Annotated in this window: 15 protein-coding genes; 9 read left to right on the forward strand and 6 right to left on the reverse strand. The window is 71.7% G+C overall.

Annotated elements, in window-relative coordinates; all coding sequences use genetic code 11:
• Nucleotides 1–191 precede the first annotated feature (191 nt).
• The 3 genes from ACWTSU_RS04620 to ACWTSU_RS04630 form a co-directional block, all read right to left on the reverse strand.
• Nucleotides 192–1226 carry a hypothetical protein gene (locus tag ACWTSU_RS04620; protein WP_455138706.1) on the reverse strand — a complete coding sequence of 345 codons (1035 nt, stop codon included), beginning with the start codon at nucleotides 1224–1226 and terminating at the stop codon, nucleotides 192–194.
• A 665-nt stretch (nucleotides 1227–1891) separates the two neighbouring features.
• Nucleotides 1892–3658: an ABC transporter ATP-binding protein gene (locus tag ACWTSU_RS04625; protein WP_455138707.1), complete on the reverse strand. Its 1767-nt coding sequence runs from the start codon at nucleotides 3656–3658 to the stop codon at nucleotides 1892–1894.
• Entirely contained in the window at nucleotides 3655–5382 is a 1728-nt protein-coding gene (locus ACWTSU_RS04630) for an ABC transporter ATP-binding protein (RefSeq protein WP_455138708.1), read from the reverse strand. Before ACWTSU_RS04630 ends, ACWTSU_RS04625 begins: the two co-directional genes overlap by 4 nt.
• Nucleotides 5383–5579: 197 nt before the next feature.
• On the opposite strand from ACWTSU_RS04630, the gene ACWTSU_RS04635 reads away from it, so the two are divergent.
• The 7 genes from ACWTSU_RS04635 to ACWTSU_RS04665 all read left to right on the forward strand — a co-directional run bounded on the left by ACWTSU_RS04635 (nucleotide 5580) and on the right by ACWTSU_RS04665 (nucleotide 12284).
• On the forward strand, nucleotides 5580–6458 hold the full coding sequence (locus tag ACWTSU_RS04635; RefSeq protein ID WP_455138709.1) for a LysR family transcriptional regulator: 879 nt from the start codon (nucleotides 5580–5582) through the stop codon (nucleotides 6456–6458).
• A 235-nt stretch (nucleotides 6459–6693) separates the two neighbouring features.
• Nucleotides 6694–7554: an ATP-binding cassette domain-containing protein gene (locus tag ACWTSU_RS04640; RefSeq protein WP_455138710.1), complete on the forward strand. Its 861-nt coding sequence runs from the start codon at nucleotides 6694–6696 to the stop codon at nucleotides 7552–7554.
• Nucleotides 7545–8459 carry an ATP-binding cassette domain-containing protein gene (locus tag ACWTSU_RS04645; RefSeq protein WP_455138711.1) on the forward strand — a complete coding sequence of 305 codons (915 nt, stop codon included), beginning with the start codon at nucleotides 7545–7547 and terminating at the stop codon, nucleotides 8457–8459. The genes ACWTSU_RS04640 and ACWTSU_RS04645 overlap by 10 nt, the downstream gene beginning before the upstream one ends.
• Nucleotides 8456–9181 (forward strand): energy-coupling factor transporter transmembrane component T family protein, encoded by a 726-nt coding sequence (locus ACWTSU_RS04650; RefSeq protein WP_455138712.1) that lies wholly within the window; start codon nucleotides 8456–8458, stop codon nucleotides 9179–9181. The genes ACWTSU_RS04645 and ACWTSU_RS04650 overlap by 4 nt, the downstream gene beginning before the upstream one ends.
• A gap of 5 nt (nucleotides 9182–9186) precedes the next feature.
• Entirely contained in the window at nucleotides 9187–9723 is a 537-nt protein-coding gene (locus ACWTSU_RS04655; protein ID WP_455138727.1) for an ECF transporter S component, read from the forward strand.
• A 249-nt stretch (nucleotides 9724–9972) separates the two neighbouring features.
• Nucleotides 9973–11019 carry a D-alanine--D-alanine ligase family protein gene (locus tag ACWTSU_RS04660; protein WP_455138713.1) on the forward strand — a complete coding sequence of 349 codons (1047 nt, stop codon included), beginning with the start codon at nucleotides 9973–9975 and terminating at the stop codon, nucleotides 11017–11019.
• 29 nt (nucleotides 11020–11048) lie between these two features.
• A complete protein-coding gene (locus ACWTSU_RS04665) occupies nucleotides 11049–12284 on the forward strand; it encodes a glycoside hydrolase family 3 protein (protein ID WP_455138714.1) in 1236 nt (411 codons plus the stop codon).
• A 25-nt stretch (nucleotides 12285–12309) separates the two neighbouring features.
• Here ACWTSU_RS04665 and ACWTSU_RS04670 read toward each other — a convergent pair whose 3' ends face one another.
• Nucleotides 12310–13209 carry a LysR family transcriptional regulator gene (locus tag ACWTSU_RS04670; RefSeq protein ID WP_455138715.1) on the reverse strand — a complete coding sequence of 300 codons (900 nt, stop codon included), beginning with the start codon at nucleotides 13207–13209 and terminating at the stop codon, nucleotides 12310–12312.
• A 140-nt stretch (nucleotides 13210–13349) separates the two neighbouring features.
• On the opposite strand from ACWTSU_RS04670, the gene ACWTSU_RS04675 reads away from it, so the two are divergent.
• Together ACWTSU_RS04675 and ACWTSU_RS04680 are read left to right on the forward strand one after the other, a co-directional pair.
• A complete protein-coding gene (locus ACWTSU_RS04675; RefSeq protein ID WP_455138716.1) occupies nucleotides 13350–15125 on the forward strand; it encodes an ABC transporter ATP-binding protein in 1776 nt (591 codons plus the stop codon).
• A 2-nt stretch (nucleotides 15126–15127) separates the two neighbouring features.
• Nucleotides 15128–17029, forward strand: coding sequence for an ABC transporter ATP-binding protein (locus tag ACWTSU_RS04680; protein WP_455138717.1), 1902 nt, complete (start codon nucleotides 15128–15130; stop codon nucleotides 17027–17029).
• 307 nt (nucleotides 17030–17336) lie between these two features.
• Here the strand turns inward: ACWTSU_RS04680 and ACWTSU_RS04685 are convergent, their stop codons facing one another.
• Nucleotides 17337–19244: a heavy metal translocating P-type ATPase gene (locus ACWTSU_RS04685; protein ID WP_455138718.1), complete on the reverse strand. Its 1908-nt coding sequence runs from the start codon at nucleotides 19242–19244 to the stop codon at nucleotides 17337–17339.
• 126 nt (nucleotides 19245–19370) lie between these two features.
• Nucleotides 19371–19589: a cation transporter gene (locus tag ACWTSU_RS04690; protein WP_455138719.1), complete on the reverse strand. Its 219-nt coding sequence runs from the start codon at nucleotides 19587–19589 to the stop codon at nucleotides 19371–19373.
• Nucleotides 19590–19628: the final 39 nt, after the last annotated feature.

A 19628-nucleotide genomic window follows, 5' to 3' on the forward strand; every position in this document is an offset into this window, starting at 1 on the left:
GCGGGGTACGTTTGCTTCAATTGGACGGAAGTCCACGCCAGAGACGAGAGAAAACCGTCCCGTCCCGATGCACTTGCGGCGAATAGACGCATGTGTACGGCCGTCGCGGGGAGGATCGGCTACCGGTGTCCCACACTTGCGGCAACTTGACGCATGTGCGTCGTCGCAGCTGGTCCGTGCGTCCCGCCCGGCTACGCGATGCGGTACGGCGGGAGCAGCTCGTAGAGGCGTTGCTTCCGCAGCGCCACGTACTTCTCGTCTCGGAGCAGCCTCAGGTGCCGGACCATGGGCTCGCCGAGAAACTCGGCCATGTGCTCGCCCACCTGCCGTTCGAGCAGCTCGAACTCGTCGAAGTGATTGAGCATGTCGCTCGTGACCGGCATCACGTGCACGTCCAGCGCCTGGATGTCGTTGAGTCGCCCCTTGTCATGTTTGACTTGTCGCGGCGCGAGGTGCCACTCGTCGCTGTCGTACTCGAGGTCGAGCAGGAACATGAGCCAGAAGATGTCGGGGAGGTAATGATCGGAGCGCGTGAGATGGCGCTTGCGGCGCGGCACCTCAAGGCGCTCGTTGAGAGTCGGGCTCGGGTAGCCGAGCCCTCCGAGTCGCGGCGGGAGGTGCTGCATGCAGCCGAGCGCCGCCTCGGCTGGGGAGTTGGCGTTGTCGAGGGCCCAGCGCAGCGCCTCGCGGGCGCGCTTGACGCCGCGCATCCCCCTCGCGCGCTCGAGGTAGACGCCCGTCGCGGCCCTGCTCGTGACGCGCGCGAGGTCGGTCTCGATGGGCAGCTCGCGGTGCCCGAGGATTTGGTGCACGTAGGTGCCGCAGAGCTCCATGGCGAGCATGATGCACTCCGACAGGCCCCGTGCCCGCGCGCAGCTGCGGACGAGCTGCTGCTCCCAGGACGGGCACACGATGCCGGGAGCCACGCGCAGCAGCGAGCCCTCGGGCAGGTCTGGCCGCATGAGGTGTCGGACGATGCCGCGCGACGGCGCGCGCAGGCCACGGTCGGTCACGAAGATGTGCAGCGGCCCGTCGTCGAGGGCGCCCGCGCGCAGGATGGGCGAGAGGTCTCGCTCCCGGATGTCCTCTGCGGTGTGGGCGCACGCCTCGGGCGCGATCACGTGCAGGTCGGTGGGCTCTACCGACAGGAGCCCGCGCCGGACGGTCGCGAGCACGCGGGCGGCGGTGTCATCCGCCAGAATCAGCTCCGTCTGCGTTGTCGTCATGTGACCCCTTCCGTCGCGTTCCCTGCGGTGCCCGGCATGGTAGGAGAAACGCGCGGCGCCTGTCTGACAGCTGGCTTGCACGAGGCTTTCGGGGATGCTTTCCGCAGGTAGACGGGGCGTCGTAGGAGAGGAGTGTGCGGGCTGTGTGACGGGCTTCCGGCCGCGGCCAAAAATGTGCCGCTCGCGGAGGCCCGCGTCCGCTGTGACCGCGATGCACTCGCAGCGGGTTGACGCATGTGTACGGATTGGTCATGAAGTGAGTGGGTCTTCTCGCTTGAGGGCCATGCACTTGCGCTGACTTGACGCATGTGAGTGGTCGGGGGCGACTGGTCCGCTTGGCGGGTGATGCACATGCAGCGATCCGACGCATGTGTAGGGGACGCTGCGAGAACCCGCCCTTCCGAAACGATGCACATGCGTCAACTTGACGTATGTGTACGAGGGGGAGCGGATGATGCGGGCTCCGACGCGATGCACTTGCGTCAAGTAGACGCAAGTGCATGTGCGAGAGAGGGCGAGAAGCACGTCGGAGAGGTGTGCTTTGATGCACATGCAGCAACTTGACGCATGTGCATGGCTGGGGAAGGCGCGGGCGCGCGGGCAAGAAGGGCATGCGGGCGAGAAGGGCGCGCGGGTCGCGGCCGCACCACGTCCCCGCGCCCCCGCTATTCCGTTGGGGCGAACTGGGCCTCGTAGATCGCGCGGTAGCGCCCGCCGGCGGCGAGAAGCTCCTCGTGGGTGCCGCGCTCCGCGATCCGCCCGTCGGCCACCACGCAGATGAGGTCGGCGTCGCGCACGGTCGAGAGCCGGTGCGCCACCACGAAGCTCGTCCGCCCCTCCATCAGGCGGGCCAGCGCGCGCTGGACCAGAAGCTCGGTGCGCGTGTCGATGTTGGACGTGGCCTCGTCGAGGATCAGCATCGACGGCCGCGCCAGCATCACGCGCGCGATGCACAGCAGCTGCCGCTGCCCCGCCGACAGCGACGCCGAGCCGTCGAGCACCGTGTCGTAGCCGGCCGGCAGCTGCGTCACGAAGTCGTCCGCGTAGGCCTCGCGGCACGCGGCGCGCACCTCCTCGAGCGTGGCGTCCGGCCGGCCCATCGCCACGTTGTCGCGCACGGTGGCGCGCCGCATCCACGTGTCCTGGAGCACCATGCCCCACGCGCCGCGCAGGCTCGCGCGCGTCCAGGCGCGCACGTCGCGCCCGTCCACGGCCACAGATCCCCCGTCCACGTCGTAGAAGCGCATGAGCAGGTTGATGAGGGTGGTCTTGCCGCAGCCCGTCTCGCCCACCAGCGCGATGCGCTGGCCCGGCCGCACGGCCAGGTCCACGTCGGTGAGCACCGGGCGCGCCGGGTCGTAGCCAAACCGCACGTGGTCGAGCGTCACCTCGCCGCGCGGCTCGCCCAGCACGGCCGCGTCCGCGGCGTCGGGCTCCTCGGCCGGCTCGTCGATCAGCGAGAAGAGCCGCCGCGCGCACGCCACGGAGTTCTGCAGCTCGGTGGCCACGCCGGAGATGTCGTTGAACGGCTTGGCGTACTGGTCGGCGTAGCCCAGAAACGCCGAGAGCCCGCCCACCGTGATGCCGCCGCCCATGGCCACGAACGCCCCGAAGATGCCGATGGCCGCGTAGACCAGGGCGTTGGCGAAGCGCGTGGTGGGGTTGACCAGCGACGAGAAGAACACGGCCTTGAAGCTCTCCTCGCCGAGCGCCCGGTCCGTCTCGGCGAAGCGCGCGTGCACCGCGTCCTGCGTCTCGAAGGTCTCGACGGCGCTGAGGCCGCCGACCATCTCCTCCACGTAGGCCGTGAGCTCGCCGCGCAGGCGCGTCTGCCCCGAGAAGTGCCGCGCGCTGCGCGTGGCGATGAAGCGCGCTGTGAAGATCGAGACCGGCGTGAGCAGCGCCACCACGGCGGCGATCGCCGGGTTGAGCGCGAACATGAAGACGAGCGTCACCACGATCGTGAACAGGCCCACGGGCAGCTGCTGGAAGGCCATGAGCAGGCCGTTGCCCAGCATGTCGGCGTCGGTCACGATGCGCGCCGCCACGTCGCCGTGGCCGTGGGAGTCAAGGTAGGAGAGCGGCAGCTCCTGCAGGTGGTCGAACGCGCGCCGGCGCAGGTCGAGCACGGCCGAGAAGGCCAGGCGGTTGGTCACGGCCGTGAGCGCCCACTGCGCGACGGCGGTCGCCGCGAGCGCGGCGGCGATCAGGCCGAGCGCTGAGCGCAGCCCGGCGAAGTCCACCTGGCCCGGACCCACCACGCAGTCCACCGCGCGTCCCGAGAGCACCGGCAGCGCGAGCGTGCCCACCACCACGGCCACCGCGAGCGCGCCCGCCAGCGCGAGCCGGCCGCGCTCCGCCGAGAAGAGCCCCAGCATGCGACGGATCGTGCCGTCGGCGCCGCGCGGGCGCCGCGCGTCCCTCTCGCTCATCGCGCCACCTCCTCGTCGGTCAGCTGTGAGGCGCAGATCTCCTGGTAGACCGGGCAGCTTGCGAGAAGCTCCTCGTGGGTGCCGAGCCCCACCTGCCGCCCGCCGTCGAGCACGAGGATCTGGTCGGCGTGGCGCACGGAGGTCACGCGCTGCGAGATCGTTATGACGGCGGCGCCGGAGCGGTCGTGGGCGAGCGCGCGGCGCAGCGCGGCGTCGGTGGCGAAGTCGAGCGCCGAGGAGGCGTCGTCGAGCACGAGCACGTCGGGCCTGCGAGCGAGCGTGCGGGCGATGGTGAGCCTTTGGCGCTGGCCGCCCGAGAAGTTGCGCCCGAACTGCTCCACGGGCGCGTCGAGCCCGCCCTTGCCGGCCACCACCCCGGCGGCCTGCGCGGTGGACAGCGCGGCCTCGAGGTCACTCTCGCCCGCGTCCGGGCCGCCCCAGCGCAGGTTGGACTCCACGGTGCCCGAGAAGAGCGTGGCGCCCTGCTCCACGAGCGAGACGCGCCGGCGCAGGCTCGAGCGCGTGAGGTCGCGCACGTCCGAGCCGCCCACGCGCACGGTGCCGGAGGTGGCGTCGTAGAAGCGCATGACGAGGCTCGCCAGCGTGGACTTGCCCGAGCCGGTGCCGCCGATGACGCCGAGCGTGGAGCCGGCGGGGAGGGAGAAGCTCACGTGGCTGAGGGCGGGCGCGGCGCCGTCCGGGTAGGTGAAGCTCACGTCGTCGAAGGCCACGGCGGGCGCGCCCGGCTCGAGGCGGGCCTCGCGCGTGCCGTCGGCCATCGAGGGGGCGGTGTCGAAGACCTCGTTGACGCGGCGCGCGCAGGCCGAGGCCTTGGAGAGCAGCACGATGAGGTTGGTGAGCTTGAGCAGCTCCACGAGCGCCTGGCTCACGTAGCTCACGAGGGCCACGAGCTGGCCCTGGGTGAGGTGCCCCACGTTGACCTGCGCCCCGCCGAGCCACAGAAGCGCGATGAGGCCGCAGTTGATGGACACGTAGGTGAGCGGGTTCACCAGGGCCGAGAGGTCGCCGGTCGAGACCTGGCGGTCGCGGACGTCGCCGGCGGCGCGCGCGAAGTCGGCGCGCTCGGCCCCCTCGCGGCGGAAGGCGCGCAGTACGCGGACGCCCTCGAGGTTCTCGGAGACGCGCAGCTGGACCTCGTCGAGGCCGCGCTGGATGGCGTGGTAGCGCTCGGTGGTGAGGCGCATGAAGCCGAGCACGATGGCGCCCGAGACGATGACGGCCGCGAGAAGCGCGGCACCCTCCACGCCGTCAACCGCGAAGGCGGCGACCACGGTGCCGAACGTCACGAACGGCGAGCGCAGGATTAGCCTGAAGAACATGTTGAGGCCGTCCTGGACCTGCTGGGTGTCGTTGGTGAGGCGCGTGACCAGGCTCGAGCGGCCGATGCGCTCCACGTCCTCGCGCGAGAGGGTGAGCACGTGGGCGAAGAGGTCGTCGCGCACCGCCGTGCCGAAGGCGGCGGCGAGCTTGGAGCAGAAGTACTGCGCCGTGACCGCGACGACCCACGCGAGCACGCCCATGACCAGCAGGAGCGCCCCGTGGGCGAGCACGAAGCCGGCGTCGCGCCGGGCGATGCCGGTGTCGATGACCTGGGCCATCACGAGCGGGACGAGCAGCTGCAGCAGCGCCTCGAGCCCCTTGAACAGCGGCGCGAGCACGCACTGGGCGTAGTGCCCCGCGAGGTATCTCCTGAGCTTGAACATGCGGTCCTCCGGAACGCGGCGAGCCGGCGGCCACGCGCCGGCCCCTCCATCCTAGAGCGTGCGCGAAGATGCGTAAAATGCTCTTTTGTGGCGGCCGATATATGTTTTGTGTATGGCTGGGGCTGGGCGCGCGGTCGGGGCGCTCCCCGGTGGCACGCCGGACCCATGCGGAGGAGGGACACGTGGAGGAGGGACACGTGAACACGAGGCAGATGCGCTACTTCGTGGCGATAGCCGAGGAGCGGCAGATAACGGCGGCGGCGCGGCGGCTCGGCATCACGCAGCCGCCCCTCTCGCACGAGCTCGCCGCGATGGAGCGCGAGCTGGGCGTGAGGCTGGTCGCGCGCGGCCCGCGCGGCGCCGAGCTCACCGACGCGGGGCGGCTGCTGTACCGCCGCGCGCTCGAGGTGCTCGAGATGACCTCGGCGATGGAGCGCGAGGTGCGCAGCTTCGGCGCGGGCGCGTCGGGGACGCTCTCGCTGGGGCTCGTGTCGTCGAGCAGCGGGCAGATTCCGGCGCCGTTCATGCGGGAGTTCGTGGGCGACTACCCGCGCGTCCGCTTCGACGTGCGTGAGGGCAACACCTTCGAGGTCATCGACCTTCTCAACAAGGGCGTGGTCGAGCTCGGCTTCGTGCGCACGCCGTTCGAGGCGGGCGGCCTGGAGTGCCGCTACGGCGCGCCGGAGCCCATGGTCGCCGTGATGCCCGCGTCGCTGACGGTCGGCGCGCGGCCCGACGAGGTGACGCTGGAGGAGCTCTCCGGGGTGCCGATCGTGATGTACCGGCGCTACGAGGCGCTCGTGGCGGAGGAGTTCGAGCGCGCCTCCTGCGAGCTCGCCGTGGCCTGCATGAACGACGACTCGCGCACCACCTGCACCTGGGCCCGGCGCGGCATGGGGGTGGGCCTGGTCCCCGAGGGGATGCTGGAGACCGTGAACGCGACGGCCGTGACCTGCAAGCGTGTGGCGTGCCCGGGGCTCGTGACGCGCCTCACGCTCGTGCGGGAGCGCGGGCGGCGCCTCTCGCCGGTGGCCGAGCGGTTCCTCGAGGGCTTCGCGGACTGGGACGTCGCGTAGGCCGCGCGCTTCTCGTCGCCGGTCCCCACTCGACGCCGCCAGCCCCATCCGATGCCTCCGGATCCGCCACCAAACGGCTTTCAGGTTGCTTGAGCATGTCGAGAATCGACAAACGGAGCTCTCGGAGGGCCGGTTTTGTCGATTCTCGACATACTCGGCCCCGCGCGTCGCCGGCGGGGGACCGCTAGAATAGGCAACGCTCTGTCAACAAAGCTCCGGCGAGGGGAGGGGACGGATGGGCGAGAAGGACGAGGGGGCCGAGAGCCGCGCGGCGGGCGCGCCGGCGGTGACGGCGCGCGGCGTGACCCACGCCTACGTCCCCGGCCGCGACGACCTGCGCGGCGTCGACCTCGACGTGGCGCGCGGCGAGCTCGTGGCCGTGGTGGGCGAGAACGGCTCGGGCAAGACCACGCTGGCGCGCCACCTCGACGCGCTCATCGGCCTGCAGAAGGGCTCGCTCACCGTGGCCGGCATCGACGCCGCGGACCCGTCGCGCGTCTGGGAGCTGCGCCGCGCGTGCGGCATGGTCTTCCAGAACCCTGAGAACCAGCTGGTCAGCAGCGTGGTGGGGGAGGACGTGGCGTTCGGCCCGCGCAACTTCGGCGCGAGCGAGACCGAGGCCGCGGCGGCCGCGTCGCGCGCGCTCGCCGCGGTGGGGCTCGCCGGCTTCGAGCGGCGCGACGCGCACGAGCTCTCCGGCGGGCAGCAGCAGCGCGTCGCGCTCGCGGCGGTGCTCGCCTGCGAGCCCGACGTGATCGTGCTCGACGAGGCCACGTCGATGATCGACCCCCAGGGGCGCGACGAGCTGGCCCGCGCCGTGGGCCGCGCGCGCCGCGAGCGCGGCTGCACCGTCATCTGGATCACGCACGACATGGAGCTCGCGGCGCGGGCGGACCGCGTGGCGGTGATGGGCTCCGGCCGCGTGCTGGCGTGCGCCGCGCCGGGCGAGGTCCTGACCGACGACGCCCTGCTCGCCGAGGCCGGCCTCGAGCCGCCGCTCGCCGTGCTCGTCTGGCGCGCGCTCGAGCGGGCGGGCGCGGTCGCGGGGCCGTGCCCGGTCACGACCGGGGGGCTGGTGAGCGCGCTGTGCGGCTGAGGCGTGGCGAGAAGCCCCGGGGCGCTGAGGCGCGTGGCGGGGAGAAGGCCGCGGCCGGCGGCGCGCGGCTGGCGCTCGAGGGCGTCTGCGTGACCTACGCCGGCGCCGCGGGCGGGCCGGTGCGCGCGCTCGCGGACGTGTCGCTCGGGGCGGCGCCGGGGGTGACGGCGCTCATGGGACGCACGGGCTCGGGAAAGTCCACCCTGCTCGAGATCATGGCCGGCGCGCGGCGCCCGGAGGCGGGGCGCGTGCTCGTCGACGGCGCGGACGCCGCGCGCGGCGCGGGCGCCGAGCGGCTTGCCGCGGCGGCGGGGCTCGTCCTCCAGCTGCCCGAGCGGCAGTTCTTCGAGCCGACGGTCGAGCGGGAGGTGACGTTCGCGCTGCGGGCGCGCGGCGCCTCCGACGCCGAGGCGCGGGCGGCCGCCGGCGAGGCGCTCGCGACGCTCGGGCTCGACCTGGACGAGCTGGGCGCTCGCTCGCCCTTCTCGCTGTCGGGCGGGCAGCGGCGGCGCGTGGCGCTGGCCTCGGTGCTCGCCGCGCGGCCGCGCCTGCTCTTGCTCGACGAGCCCACGGCCGGCCTCGACCCGCGCTCGCGCGCCGCCTGCCTGGGGGCCGTGCGCACGGCCGCGGCCGACGGGGCCGCGGTCGTCGTGGCCACCCATGACGCCAACGCCGCCGCCGAGGTCGCCGGGCGGCTGGTCGTTCTGGAGGAGGGCCGCGTGACGCTCGACGGGCCCGCGCGCGAGCTTCTCGGCGACGCACCGCTCATGCGCGCGCACGGCCTGGAGCCCTGCTGCGCCGCCCGGGCCGCCGACGCCCTCCGCGCCGGCGGCCTGGCCGTGCCGGGAGCGCCGCTCACGGCCGACGAGCTCGCGGCCGCCATCCTCGCGGTGAGGGCGTCGTGAGGGCGCCGGCGGGATACGTCTGGGCGGACTCGGCGCTGCACCGCGCGCCGGCGGCGGCCAAGCTCGCGGGGCTTCTCGCCTGCGTCGTGCTCGTGGTCGCGGCCGACGGGCCCCTCGCGCTGGGGCTCGCGTGCGCGCTCGTCGCGGCGCTCGCGGCCGTCTCGCGTGTGGGGTGGCGCGTCGCCGCGCGCTCCGTCTGGGGGCTCAGGTGGTTCCTGCTCACGGTGCTCGCGCTGAACGCGCTGTTCGGCGGGGGAGAGGCGCTCGTCTCGCTGGGACCCGTGGGCGTCTCGGCCGAGGGGCTGGCACGCGGCGCGGGCGTGGTCGTGCGGACGGCGCTCGTGGTGGTGCTCGGCACCCTGCTCACCGCGACGACCCGCCCGCAGGAGCTCGTGGACGGGGTGCGCGCGCTTCTCGCCCCGCTCGCGCGGCTGGGCGTGCGAACCGAGGTCGCCGCGCTCGCGGTGGGCGTGACCGTGCAGTTTGTGCCCACGCTGCTGCGGGAGAGCCGTCAGCTCATCCGGGCGCAGCAGCTACGTTGCGGTAGCGTCGCCACGCGTGGTATTATGCGACGCGCCGTCAGTTATGTGCGCCTGCTCGTCCCGATATTCGTCGCGGCCTTCCGCCGCGCCGACGAGCTCGCGCTCGCCATGGAGGCGCGCGGGTATCGCCTGGACGGGCCGCCCGCGCCGCCCCGTCCCAAGGGAGGGAGACGCTCGTGAGCACCATGAGCCCCGTCAAGAAGGTCACCGTCGCCGCCGTGTGCGCCGCGCTCGGCATCGTGCTGCCGATGGCGTTCCACGCGATCCCCAACGCCGGCGGTATCTGGCTGCCGATGCACATCCCGGTGCTGATCTGCGGCCTCACGGCCGGCGCGGTGCCGGGTGCCGCCGCGGGCCTTCTGGCGCCCGTGCTCTCGAGCCTGCTCACGGGCATGCCCGCGGCGCCGATCCTGCCGTCGATGACCTGCGAGCTGGTGGTCTACGGCCTCGTGTCCGGCCTGCTGGCGTCGCGCGGGCGCACCGGGCGGCTGGCGCTCGACCTGTACGTCTCGCTCGTCGGCGCGATGCTGGTGGGCCGCCTGGTGGGCGGCGCGCTGCAGGCGCTGATCTTCTCCGCGGGCTCGTACTCGCTCGCCGCGTGGGCGACGGGCTACTTCGTGACCGGCGCGCCGGGCATCGTGCTGCAGCTCTTGGTCGTGGTGCCGGTCGTGGCCGCCCTCGAGCGCGCCGGCCTCGTCCCGCCGCGCTACCCGGAGGCGTAGCGGCGGCTCGGCCCTTCTCGCCCGCCTCGGCGCTTGCAAACGGGCGGAAGTCTGTGGGTTTTGCAACGCGGCGCTCAGAAAACGCCGGAAGTCTGCGGCTGCGGCAACAGACTTCCGGCGATTCCAGCGCGCGGGCGAGAAGGACCCGCCTACTTCCGGCGATTTGGCGGCGCCGCCGAGAAGCGCGGCGCCCCCGTCCGCGCGCGTCCCTATAATGGTGCACCCAGGGACCCGGACGAAAGGACGCACATGACGCGCGTGGCGCTTCTCTTTGGTGGCACCTCCACCGAGCACGACATCTCGTGCCGGTCGGCGCAGAACGTGATCGCGGCGCTCGGCGACCGCTTTGAGCTGGTGCTCGTTGGCATCACGCGCGAGGGCCGCTGGCTCGTGTGCCCGCCGGGCACCGATCCCTGCGACCCTGCCTGGGAGGCTCCGGCAAAGCCCGCGCCCGCGGCGCCCGTGCCGGGCTCGGGCCTTGTGGCGCTGGGCGGCGGCGACGCGCGTCCACTCGCGGTTGACGTCGCGCTGCCCGTCCTGCACGGTCAGGGCGGCGAGGACGGCACGGTCCAGGGCGCGCTCGAGCTCGCGGGCGTGCCGTACGTGGGCTGCGGCGTCATGGCGTCGGCCGTCTGCATGGACAAGGACGCGGCGCACCGCCTGGCCGCCGCGTCGGGCGTGCGCTCCCCGCGCTGCGCCGTGGTCCGCCGCGGCGCGCCCGCCGGCGCCGGTCGCGCGGCCGTGGACGAGGTCGGCGGCTATCCCGTCTTCGTGAAGCCCGCGCGCGGCGGCTCGTCCATCGGCGTGGCGCGCGCCGCCGACGACGCCTCCTTCGACGCCGCCCTGGAGACGGCGCTCGCCCTTGACGAGAAGGTCGCGGTGGAGGAGGCCATCACCGGCGTGGAGGTGGGCTGCGCGGTCACCGGCGACGCCGTGCGCGGCACGCGCATGGGCGCCGTGGACGAGATCGTGGTCGGCGCGTCCGGCATGTTCGCCATCCACCTCGAGAAGGACCCGACGGCCAACACCCAGCTGCGCTGCCCCGCCGAGCTGCCCGACGACGTGCTCGAGCGCGTGCGCGCGGCCGGCACGGCGGTCTACGAGGCGCTCGGCTGCGAGGGCCTCGCGCGCGTGGACCTCTTCGTCACGCCGGAGGGCGAGGTCGTCTTCAACGAGGTCAACACGATGCCGGGCCTCACCGTCTACTCCCGCTTCCCGCAGATGATGCGCGTGGCCGGACGCGACCTCGGCGACGTGCTCGCCGGGCTCATCGAGGACCGTCTCGCCCGCGACTGACAAGGCCACCGGCCCGACGAGGAGGACCGATGCACGACACGAGGAACCTGAGCCGCCGCGAGGCGCTTCTCGCGGCCGGGACGGGCGCGGCGCTCGCGCTGGCCGGCTGCGCGCCGGGCTCGTCCGCCCCCGCCGATGACGACCGCGGCGAGGTCACGGACACGGTGGCCGAGCAGACCGCGCAGGAGCAGCCGGCGTCGCCCGCCGACGAGCTCTCGGCGCGGGTGGACGAGAAGATCGCCGCGCTGTCGCTCGAGCAGAAGGCCTGGCAGCTCTTCGTCGTGCGGCCCGAGGCCGTGACCGGCGTGGGCACGCAGACCGCGGCCGGGGAGGCCACGCGCGCCGCCCTGGCCGAGCGGCCCGTCGGCGGCATCGTCTACTTTGCCGCTAACCTGCTCGACGCCGACCAGACGCGCTCGATGCTCGCCAACACCGCCGCGTTCGGCGAGGAGGTCACGGGCCTGCCGCTCTTCCTGGGCGTCGACGAGGAGGGCGGCACGGTCTCGCGCGTGGGCGGCAACCCCGGCTTCGGCGTGGACAACGTGGGCAACATGCGCGACGTGGGCGCGACCGGAGACACCGAGCACGCCCGCGAGGTGGCCTCCCACATCGGCGACTACCTCACCTACCTGGGCTTCAACGTGGACTTTGCCCCGGACGCCGACATCGCGAGCAACCCGGACGGCGAGATGGGCCTGCGCGCCTTCGGCTCCACGGCCGACGCGGTCTGCCCGATGGTGGCCGCCCAGGTGAGGGGCTTCACGGAGGCTGGCATCATCTGCTGCGCCAAGCACTTCCCGGGCATCGGCGGCGCGCTGGGCGACTCGCACGACGCGCGCATCTACAGCGAGAAGACCGCCGACGAGCTGCGCGCCGAGGAGCTTCTCCCCTTTGGGTCGGCCATCGAGGCGGGCGTGCCGATGGTGATGGTGGGTCATCTCAGCCTGCCGGAGATCACCGGCGACGACGACCCGGCCTCGGTCTCTCCGGAGGTGGTGACGGGACTTCTGCGCGACGGTCTCGGCTACGACGGCGTGGTCATCACCGACTCGATGGGGATGGGCGCGGCCACCTCGAGCCTGCCCACCGAGCGCCTGGCCGTGGAGGCCCTGCTCGCGGGCGTGGACCTGGTGCTCATGCCGGCCGACCTCGACGCCGCCCACCAGGGCGTCATCGACGCCGTGGCCACCGGCGAGCTCACCGAGGGGCGCCTCGACGAGTCGCTGCGCCGCGTCCTGCGCCTCAAGCTGGACCGACTGGCGTAGGCGCCGCGCAAGCCCGCGCCCGCCCTCAGCGCGCGGGCCGGCGCATCAGCTCCTCACCGAGCACCGCTATGAAGCGGTCGAGAAGGGCGGGGCGGCGGCCGCGCCGCACGCGGACGCCGATCGTCACGCCGGGCAGGCCCTCCACGGGCACGTAGCGCAGCATCGGGACCTGCATGGCGGGCACGCCGGCCTGTACGGTGAAGGCCACGCCGGCGCTCGCCAGGGCGAGCGCTATCTCGATGTTGTAGGCCATCATGACGGCGTCGGCGCCGAGGTGCGCGGCCGCAGCGCGCTGCAGGTCCACGATCGCGGCGGCGCAGTGGTGCGGGTCGCCCACGGCCATGCGCCCGCCCTCGGCCAGGTCGCCGAGCGCCAGCGCCTCGTGCGCGGCGAGCGGGCTCTCGCGCGCGCAGACGCAGACGGCGGGGCACTCCGCCAGGCGGCGGAAGACCGAGGCGCCGTCCGGCTCGCCCGCCGGGTCACGGCTCTCCAGCAGCACGTCGACCGAGCCGCTCTCGAGCATCGAGCGCAGCGCGCTCATGGGGGCCATGCGCACGACGGGGTCGAACCCCTCGACCTCCTCGCTCAGCCGCCGCAGTGTGGACGCCATCATCTGTGCCTCCAGGCCGTCGTGCACGCCCACGCGCAGCTGGCGCGAGCTGGGGCGGTGCCGCTGGGCGAGCCGCCGCTTGGCGCGCTCCGACAGCTCGAGGATGTCCCCGGCGTACTCGAGGAACGCGAAGCCGTCGTCGGTGAGCCGCACGCTGCGGGTGCTCCGCGCGAGCAGCGCGCAGCCGAGCTCGTCCTCGAGGGCCTTGATCTGGTGGCTCACCGTGGGCTGCGACACGTGCAGCGCCTCCGCCGCGCGCGAGAACGAGAGCTGCGTGGCCACCTCGACGAAGCACTTGAGCTGAACCGTGTTCACGTCTCTTCTCCCCGTGTTGTCTCCAGGAAGCACTTACTTATAACAGAATCCTATCAGTAATAGAAAAACAGAAGCGTTGGAACGGCGTGTGCCGGGAGATACTCCCTCGTGGTTCTCAATGACCAGGAGGAGGTACGTCTATGAGCGCACTTGCCGCCCCGCTGGGGCGCTACCGGAGGGAGTCGGCGCTCGCCGTCGCGGGCACCGTGGGCGAGGTCGTGATGGAGGTCTTTCTGCCGCTCATCATGGCCCGCGTCATCGACGAGGGAGTCGAGGCCGGAAACGTCGGCGCCATCGCGCGCTACGGCGCGGCCATGGTGGCCATGGCCCTGCTGAGCCTGGGGTTCGGCCTCGTGGCCGGGTACTTCTCGGCCAAGGCGTCGGTGGGCTACGGCTGCGGCCTGCGCGAGGCCATCTTCGACAAGGTGCAGACCTACTCGTTTGCCAACATCGACAGGTTCAGCACGGCGGGCCTCGTGACGCGCATGACCACCGACGTCACCAACCTGCAGAACGCGGTGCAGATGCTGCTGCGCATCGCGGTGCGCTCGCCCGTGATGCTCGTCTCGAGCCTCGTCGCCTGCGCCACCATCAGCCGCGACCTCGCGCCGGTGTTCCTTGTGGCCATCGTGTTCCTCGCCGCGGTGCTCGGCCTCATCATGAGCCGGGCCACGCGCCTCTTCACCCGGGTCTTCGACACCTACGACGACCTCAACGCGAGCGTGCAGGAGAACGTCGGCGCCATCCGCGTGGTCAAGGCCTTCGTGCGCGAGCGGTTTGAGAACGAGAAGTTCCGGCGCGCGGCCGATAGGCTCTACCGCCTCTTCGTGCGCGCCGAGTCCCTCGTGGCGCTCAACAACCCTGCCATGATGCTCACGGTCTACGGCTGCATCCTGGCGCTCTCGTGGCTGGGCGCTCAGCTCGTGGTGGGCGGCTCCATGACCACCGGCGAGCTCACGAGCATGTTCAGCTACGTGATGCAGGTGCTCATGAGCCTCATGATGCTCTCGATGGTGATTGTGATGCTGACGATGAGCATGGCGAGCGCGCGGCGCATCTCGCAGGCGCTGAACGAGGTGCCGGACATCGCCGACCCCGCGGAGCCCGTGCGCGAGGTCGCGGACGGCTCGATCGACTTCGACCACGTGAGCTTTGCCTACGCGCACGGCACGGGCGAGGACGTGCTGCATGACATCGATCTGCACATACGCTCCGGCGAGACGATCGGCGTCATCGGCGGCACGGGCTCGGGCAAGTCGAGCCTCGTGAGCCTGGTGAGCCGCCTCTACGACGCGAGCGCGGGCACGGTGCGCGTGGGCGGCCGCGACGTGCGCGCCTACGACCTTGAGGCGCTCCGCGACAACGTGGCCGTGGTGCTGCAGAAGAACGTGCTCTTCAGCGGCACCATCGCCGAGAACCTGCGCTGGGGCAACGAGCGCGCCACCGACGAGGAGCTGGCCGAGGCGTGCCGGGCCGCGGCGGCAGACGAGTTCATAGGACGGCTGCCCGACGGCTACGAAACGCGCATCGAGCGCGGCGGCACCAACGTCTCGGGAGGGCAGAAGCAGCGCCTGTGCATCGCCCGCGCCCTGCTCAAGCGGCCCAAGGTGCTCATCCTGGACGACTCCACCTCCGCGGTGGACACCGCCACCGACGCGCGCATCCGCGCCGCCCTCGAGCGCTCCATCCCCGGCACGACCAAGATCATCATCGCGCAGCGCGTTTCGAGCGTGGAGCACGCGGACCGCATCGTCGTCATGGACGACGGGCGCATCGACGCGGTGGGCACGCACGAGGAGCTGCTCGCCGGAAACGACATCTACCGCAGCGTGGCGGAGTCGCAGGCCGAGGGTTCGGGCGACTTCGACCAGGAGGGTGCCGCGGACGCGCCCGTCGCCGCGGGAAAGGAGGCATAGGGATGCCCGTGACCCCGACCGCACGTCCCGCCGCGACCGGCGGGTTCTTCTCGTTTGCCGCGCTCGTGCGCGCGCTGAGATACATGCTCAGGCACTATGGCGCGCTCTTCGCCGTCGTGGTGGTGTGCGTCATCGTCTCGGCGGGCGCCACGGCCTACTCGGTGCTGTTCTCGCAGACGCTCATCGACGGCTACATCGAGCCCATGCTCGCAACCGGCTCCGCGGACTTCTCGGGCCTCGCGCGCGACCTCATGGGGCTCGCCGCCGTGCTCGCCGTGGGCGTGGTCGCCGCCTTTGCGTACAACCACCTCATGGTGACCATCAGCCAGGGCACCATGCGGCGCCTGCGCGTGGAGACCTTCGAGCACATGGAGAGCCTGCCGATCGGCTACTTTGACACGCATGCGCACGGCGACATCATGAGCGTCTACACCAATGACGTGGACACGCTGCGCCAGTTCTACGGCCAGACGCTGCCGCAGCTGGTGAACTCCGCCGTCTCGCTGGTGGCCACGTTCGTCTCCATGTGCCTGCTGTCGGTGCCGCTCACGGTGCTCTCGGTGGTCATGGTGTGCGTCATGGTGCTCGTGACGGCCCGGTTCTCCGCGCTCTCCGGCCGGTACTTCGCGCGTCAGCAGGGCGACCTGGGCGAGGTGGACGGCTTCATCGAGGAGATGATGGACGGCCAGAAGGTCGTCAAGGTGTTCTGCCACGAGGACGCCGCCCGCGCCGACTTCCGCGCCGTCAACGACCGGCTGCGCGAGAGCTCCACGCGCGCGAACCTCATGGCGAACCTCATCATGCCCATCAACGGCAACCTGGGTAACCTCTCCTACGTGCTCGTGGTGGCCGTGGGTGCGGCCATGGCGCTCGGCGGGGTGGGCGGCCTCACCATCGGCGCGCTCGTGAGCTTTGTGACGCTCAACCGCAACTTCTCGCAGCCCATCACGCAGGTGAGCCAGCAGATGAGCTTCGTGACCATGGCCGCGGCCGGCGCCGAGCGCGTCTTTGCGCTGATGGACGAGAGGAGCGAGGAGGACCACGGCTACGTGGAGCTGGTGAACGCGCGCGAGACGCCCGACGGGGGCGTCGAGCCGTGCGAGGAGCGCACGGGCGTCTGGGCCTGGAAGCATCCGCACCAGGCCGACGGCACCGTCACCTACGTGCGACAGGCCGGCGCGCTCGTGATGGACCACGTGGACTTTGGCTACACGCCCGAGAAGACCGTCCTGCACGACATCACGCTCTACGCCAATCCCGGTCAGAAGATCGCGTTCGTGGGGTCCACCGGTGCTGGCAAGACCACGATCACGAATCTCATCAACCGCTTCTACGACATCGCTGACGGCAAGATTCGCTACGACGGCATCAACGTCAACAAGATCAGGAAGGGCGACCTGCGGCGGAGCCTGGGCATCGTGCTGCAGGACACGCACCTCTTCACGGGCACGGTGATGGAGAACATCCGCTACGGGCGGCTCGACGCCACCGACGAGGAGTGCGTGGCCGCCGCGCGCCTGGTGGGTGCCGACGGCTTCATCCGACACCTGCCCGAGGGCTACCAGACCCGGATCTCCGGCGACGGTGGCTCGCTCAGCCAGGGGCAGTGCCAGCTTCTGGCCATCGCGCGCGCTGCGGTGGCCGACCCGCCGGCGCTGATCCTGGACGAGGCGACGAGTTCCATCGACACGCGCACCGAGGAGGTCGTGCAGGCCGGCATGGACGCGCTCATGGAGGGGCGCACCACCTTCGTGATCGCGCACCGGCTCTCCACCGTGAAGAACGCCGACCTCATCTGCGTCATGGAGCAGGGCCGCATCATCGAGCGCGGCAGCCACGACGAGCTCATGGCGCAGCGCGGCCGCTACTGGCAGCTCTACACCGGCGGCAGGGTGGGGGAGTAACGGACCCGGCGTGGGGTTCCTGCCGCGCCCCGCGCAAACCCGTCGCGATTGGGTGGCATCCTTGATGTCCCGCGCCCTTCTCGCCAGCAAAAGCGCTGGTGGCGAGAAGGGCTCGGCCAAGAATCGGCACCGATTGGGTGCCGAGCGGCTCTCCGGCATCAAAGATACCACCCAGTCGCAGGGGCTTCGTGCCGAACGGGGGCCCTCGTGGGACGCGGGAGGAGCCAACTACCCAATCGCGGCTGGTTTGTGGCAGGGAGGTTGACGGGGCGCGCCGCCAGCCCGTCGAGAGGGACCGGCGCCCCCTCTAGTGCTCCACGCGCATCGCGCGCATGGCGTTCACGATCGCGATCATCGCCACGCCCACGTCGCCGAAGACGGCGAGCCACATGTTGGCCACGCCCACGGCCGCCAGCGCCAGGATGAGCACCTTCACGCCGATGGCGAAGACGATGTTCTGCCACACGATGCGCATGGTCTTTCTCGCCACGCGCATGGCGGCCGCGATCTTGGACGGGTGGTCGTCCATCAGCACCACGTCGGCCGCCTCGATCGCGGCGTCGGAGCCCATCGCGCCCATCGCGATGCCCACGTCGGCGCGCATGAGCACCGGCGCGTCGTTGATGCCGTCGCCCACGAAGGCGAGGCGGTGGCCGCTGTCCTCCTCGGCCAGCAGCCGCTCGACCTCGCGCACCTTGTCCTCGGGCAGCAGCTGCGCGCGCACCTCGTCCAGGCCGAGCTTGGCGCCCACGGCCTCGGCCACGTCCGCGCGGTCGCCGGTGAGCATCACGCAGCGGCTCACGCCGGCCTCGTGCAGGTCGCGGATCGTCTGGGCGGCGTCGTCCTTCACCACGTCGGCGATCACGATGTGGCCGGCATAGTGGCCGTCCACGCTCACGTGCAGGATCGTGCCGGTGAGGTCGCAGTCGTGCCAGCTCGCGCCATGCTCGGCCATGAGCTTCTCGTTGCCGACCACGACCACGTGCTCGTCCACGCGCGCCGAGACGCCGTGGCCCGACTCCTCGCGCACGTCGGCGATGCGCGCCCGGTCGATGTCGCCGGAGTAGGCGGCGCGCACCGAGACGGCGATCGGGTGGTCGCTGAACGCCTCGGCGTACGCGGCGTTGCTGAGCACGTAGTCGGGGTCCACGCCGGCCTCGGGGTGGACGGCCACCACGTTGAAGGTGCCCGAGGTGAGCGTTCCGGTCTTGTCAAAGACCACGGTGTCCACGTGGGCGAGAAGCTCCAGGTAGTTGGAGCCCTTGACGAGCACGCCGATCTTGGAGGCACCGCCGATGCCGCCGAAGAAGCTGAGCGGCACGCTGATCACCAGGGCGCACGGGCAGCTGACCACGAGGAACGTGAGCCCGCGCATGACCCACTGCTGCCAGGGGCCGAGCCCGGCGAGCGGCGGCAGCACGGCCAGCGCGAGCGCCGCGAAGACCACCGTCGGCGTGTAGACGCGCGCGAAGCGGGTGATGAAGTTCTCGGTGCGCGCCTTCTTCTCGCTGGCGTTCTCCACGAGCTCGAGGATCCGGCTGACCGTGGACTCGCCGAACGGCTTGGTGGTGCGCACGCGCAGCACGCCGGTCATGTTGATGCAGCCCGAGATCACGGCGGCGCCCGGCTCCACGTGGCGCGGGACGGACTCCCCGGTGAGCGCCGCGGTGTCGAGCTGGCTCGTGCCGTCCACGACCTCGCCGTCGATGGGGATGCGCTCGCCGGGCTTGACCACGATTGTGTCGCCGACGGCCACCTCCTCGGGGTCCACCTCCTCGAGCCCGCCGTCGCGCTCGACGTTGGCGTAGTCGGGCGCGATGTCCATCAGCTCGCTGATGGACGTGCGGCTCTTGCCCACCGCGTAGCTCTGGAAGAGCTCGCCCACCTGGTAGAACAGCATGACCGCGCAGCCCTCGGCCGCCTGGGACTCGGTGTCGGGGAAGAGAATCGTGGCGAAGGCGCCGATCGTGGCCACGGACATGAGGAACGCCTCGTCGAAGGCCTCGCCGTGGCGGATGTTGCGCGCGGCCTTGGCGAGCACGTCGTGGCCCGAGATCAGAAACGGCACCAGGTAGAGCGCGAAGGCTACGTAGGGCTCGGCCGCCGCGCCCACGAGGCCGGCGAGAAGCCCGGTCTTGTCGACGACCATGATGAGAGCGAAGACGGCGATCGCCGCGACGATCCTGTTGCGCCACCGGCGCTGCTTCTTGTTCATTGTTCTTTCCCTGTTGAAGACGAGATGGCTGATGCGGGGGAGCCGCTCGGTCGGCGCGCGACTTCTGAGCCGCGCAGCGGCGAAGTGAGCGCGCGACCGAGCGGCTCCCTGGCCCGCGAGGACGCGCTAGCGGACGATCTCGCAGTCGGGCTCGAGGTCGGCGGCGAGCCTGACCACGCGGTCGAGTACATCGTCGAAGCGGTCGTCGGGCGCGGTGAGCGTGAGCTTCTGCGTGATGAAGTTGACGCTGGCCTTCTCGACGCCCTCGACCTTCTCGATGGCGTCCTGGAGCTTCTGCGCGCAGGTGGCGCAATCGATCTCGTCGAGCTTGAATGACTTGCGCATGGCGTGTCCCTTCTGTCGGCGGTCGCGGCCGCCCCGTTC

Source organism: Thermophilibacter sp. (assembly GCF_966187215.1).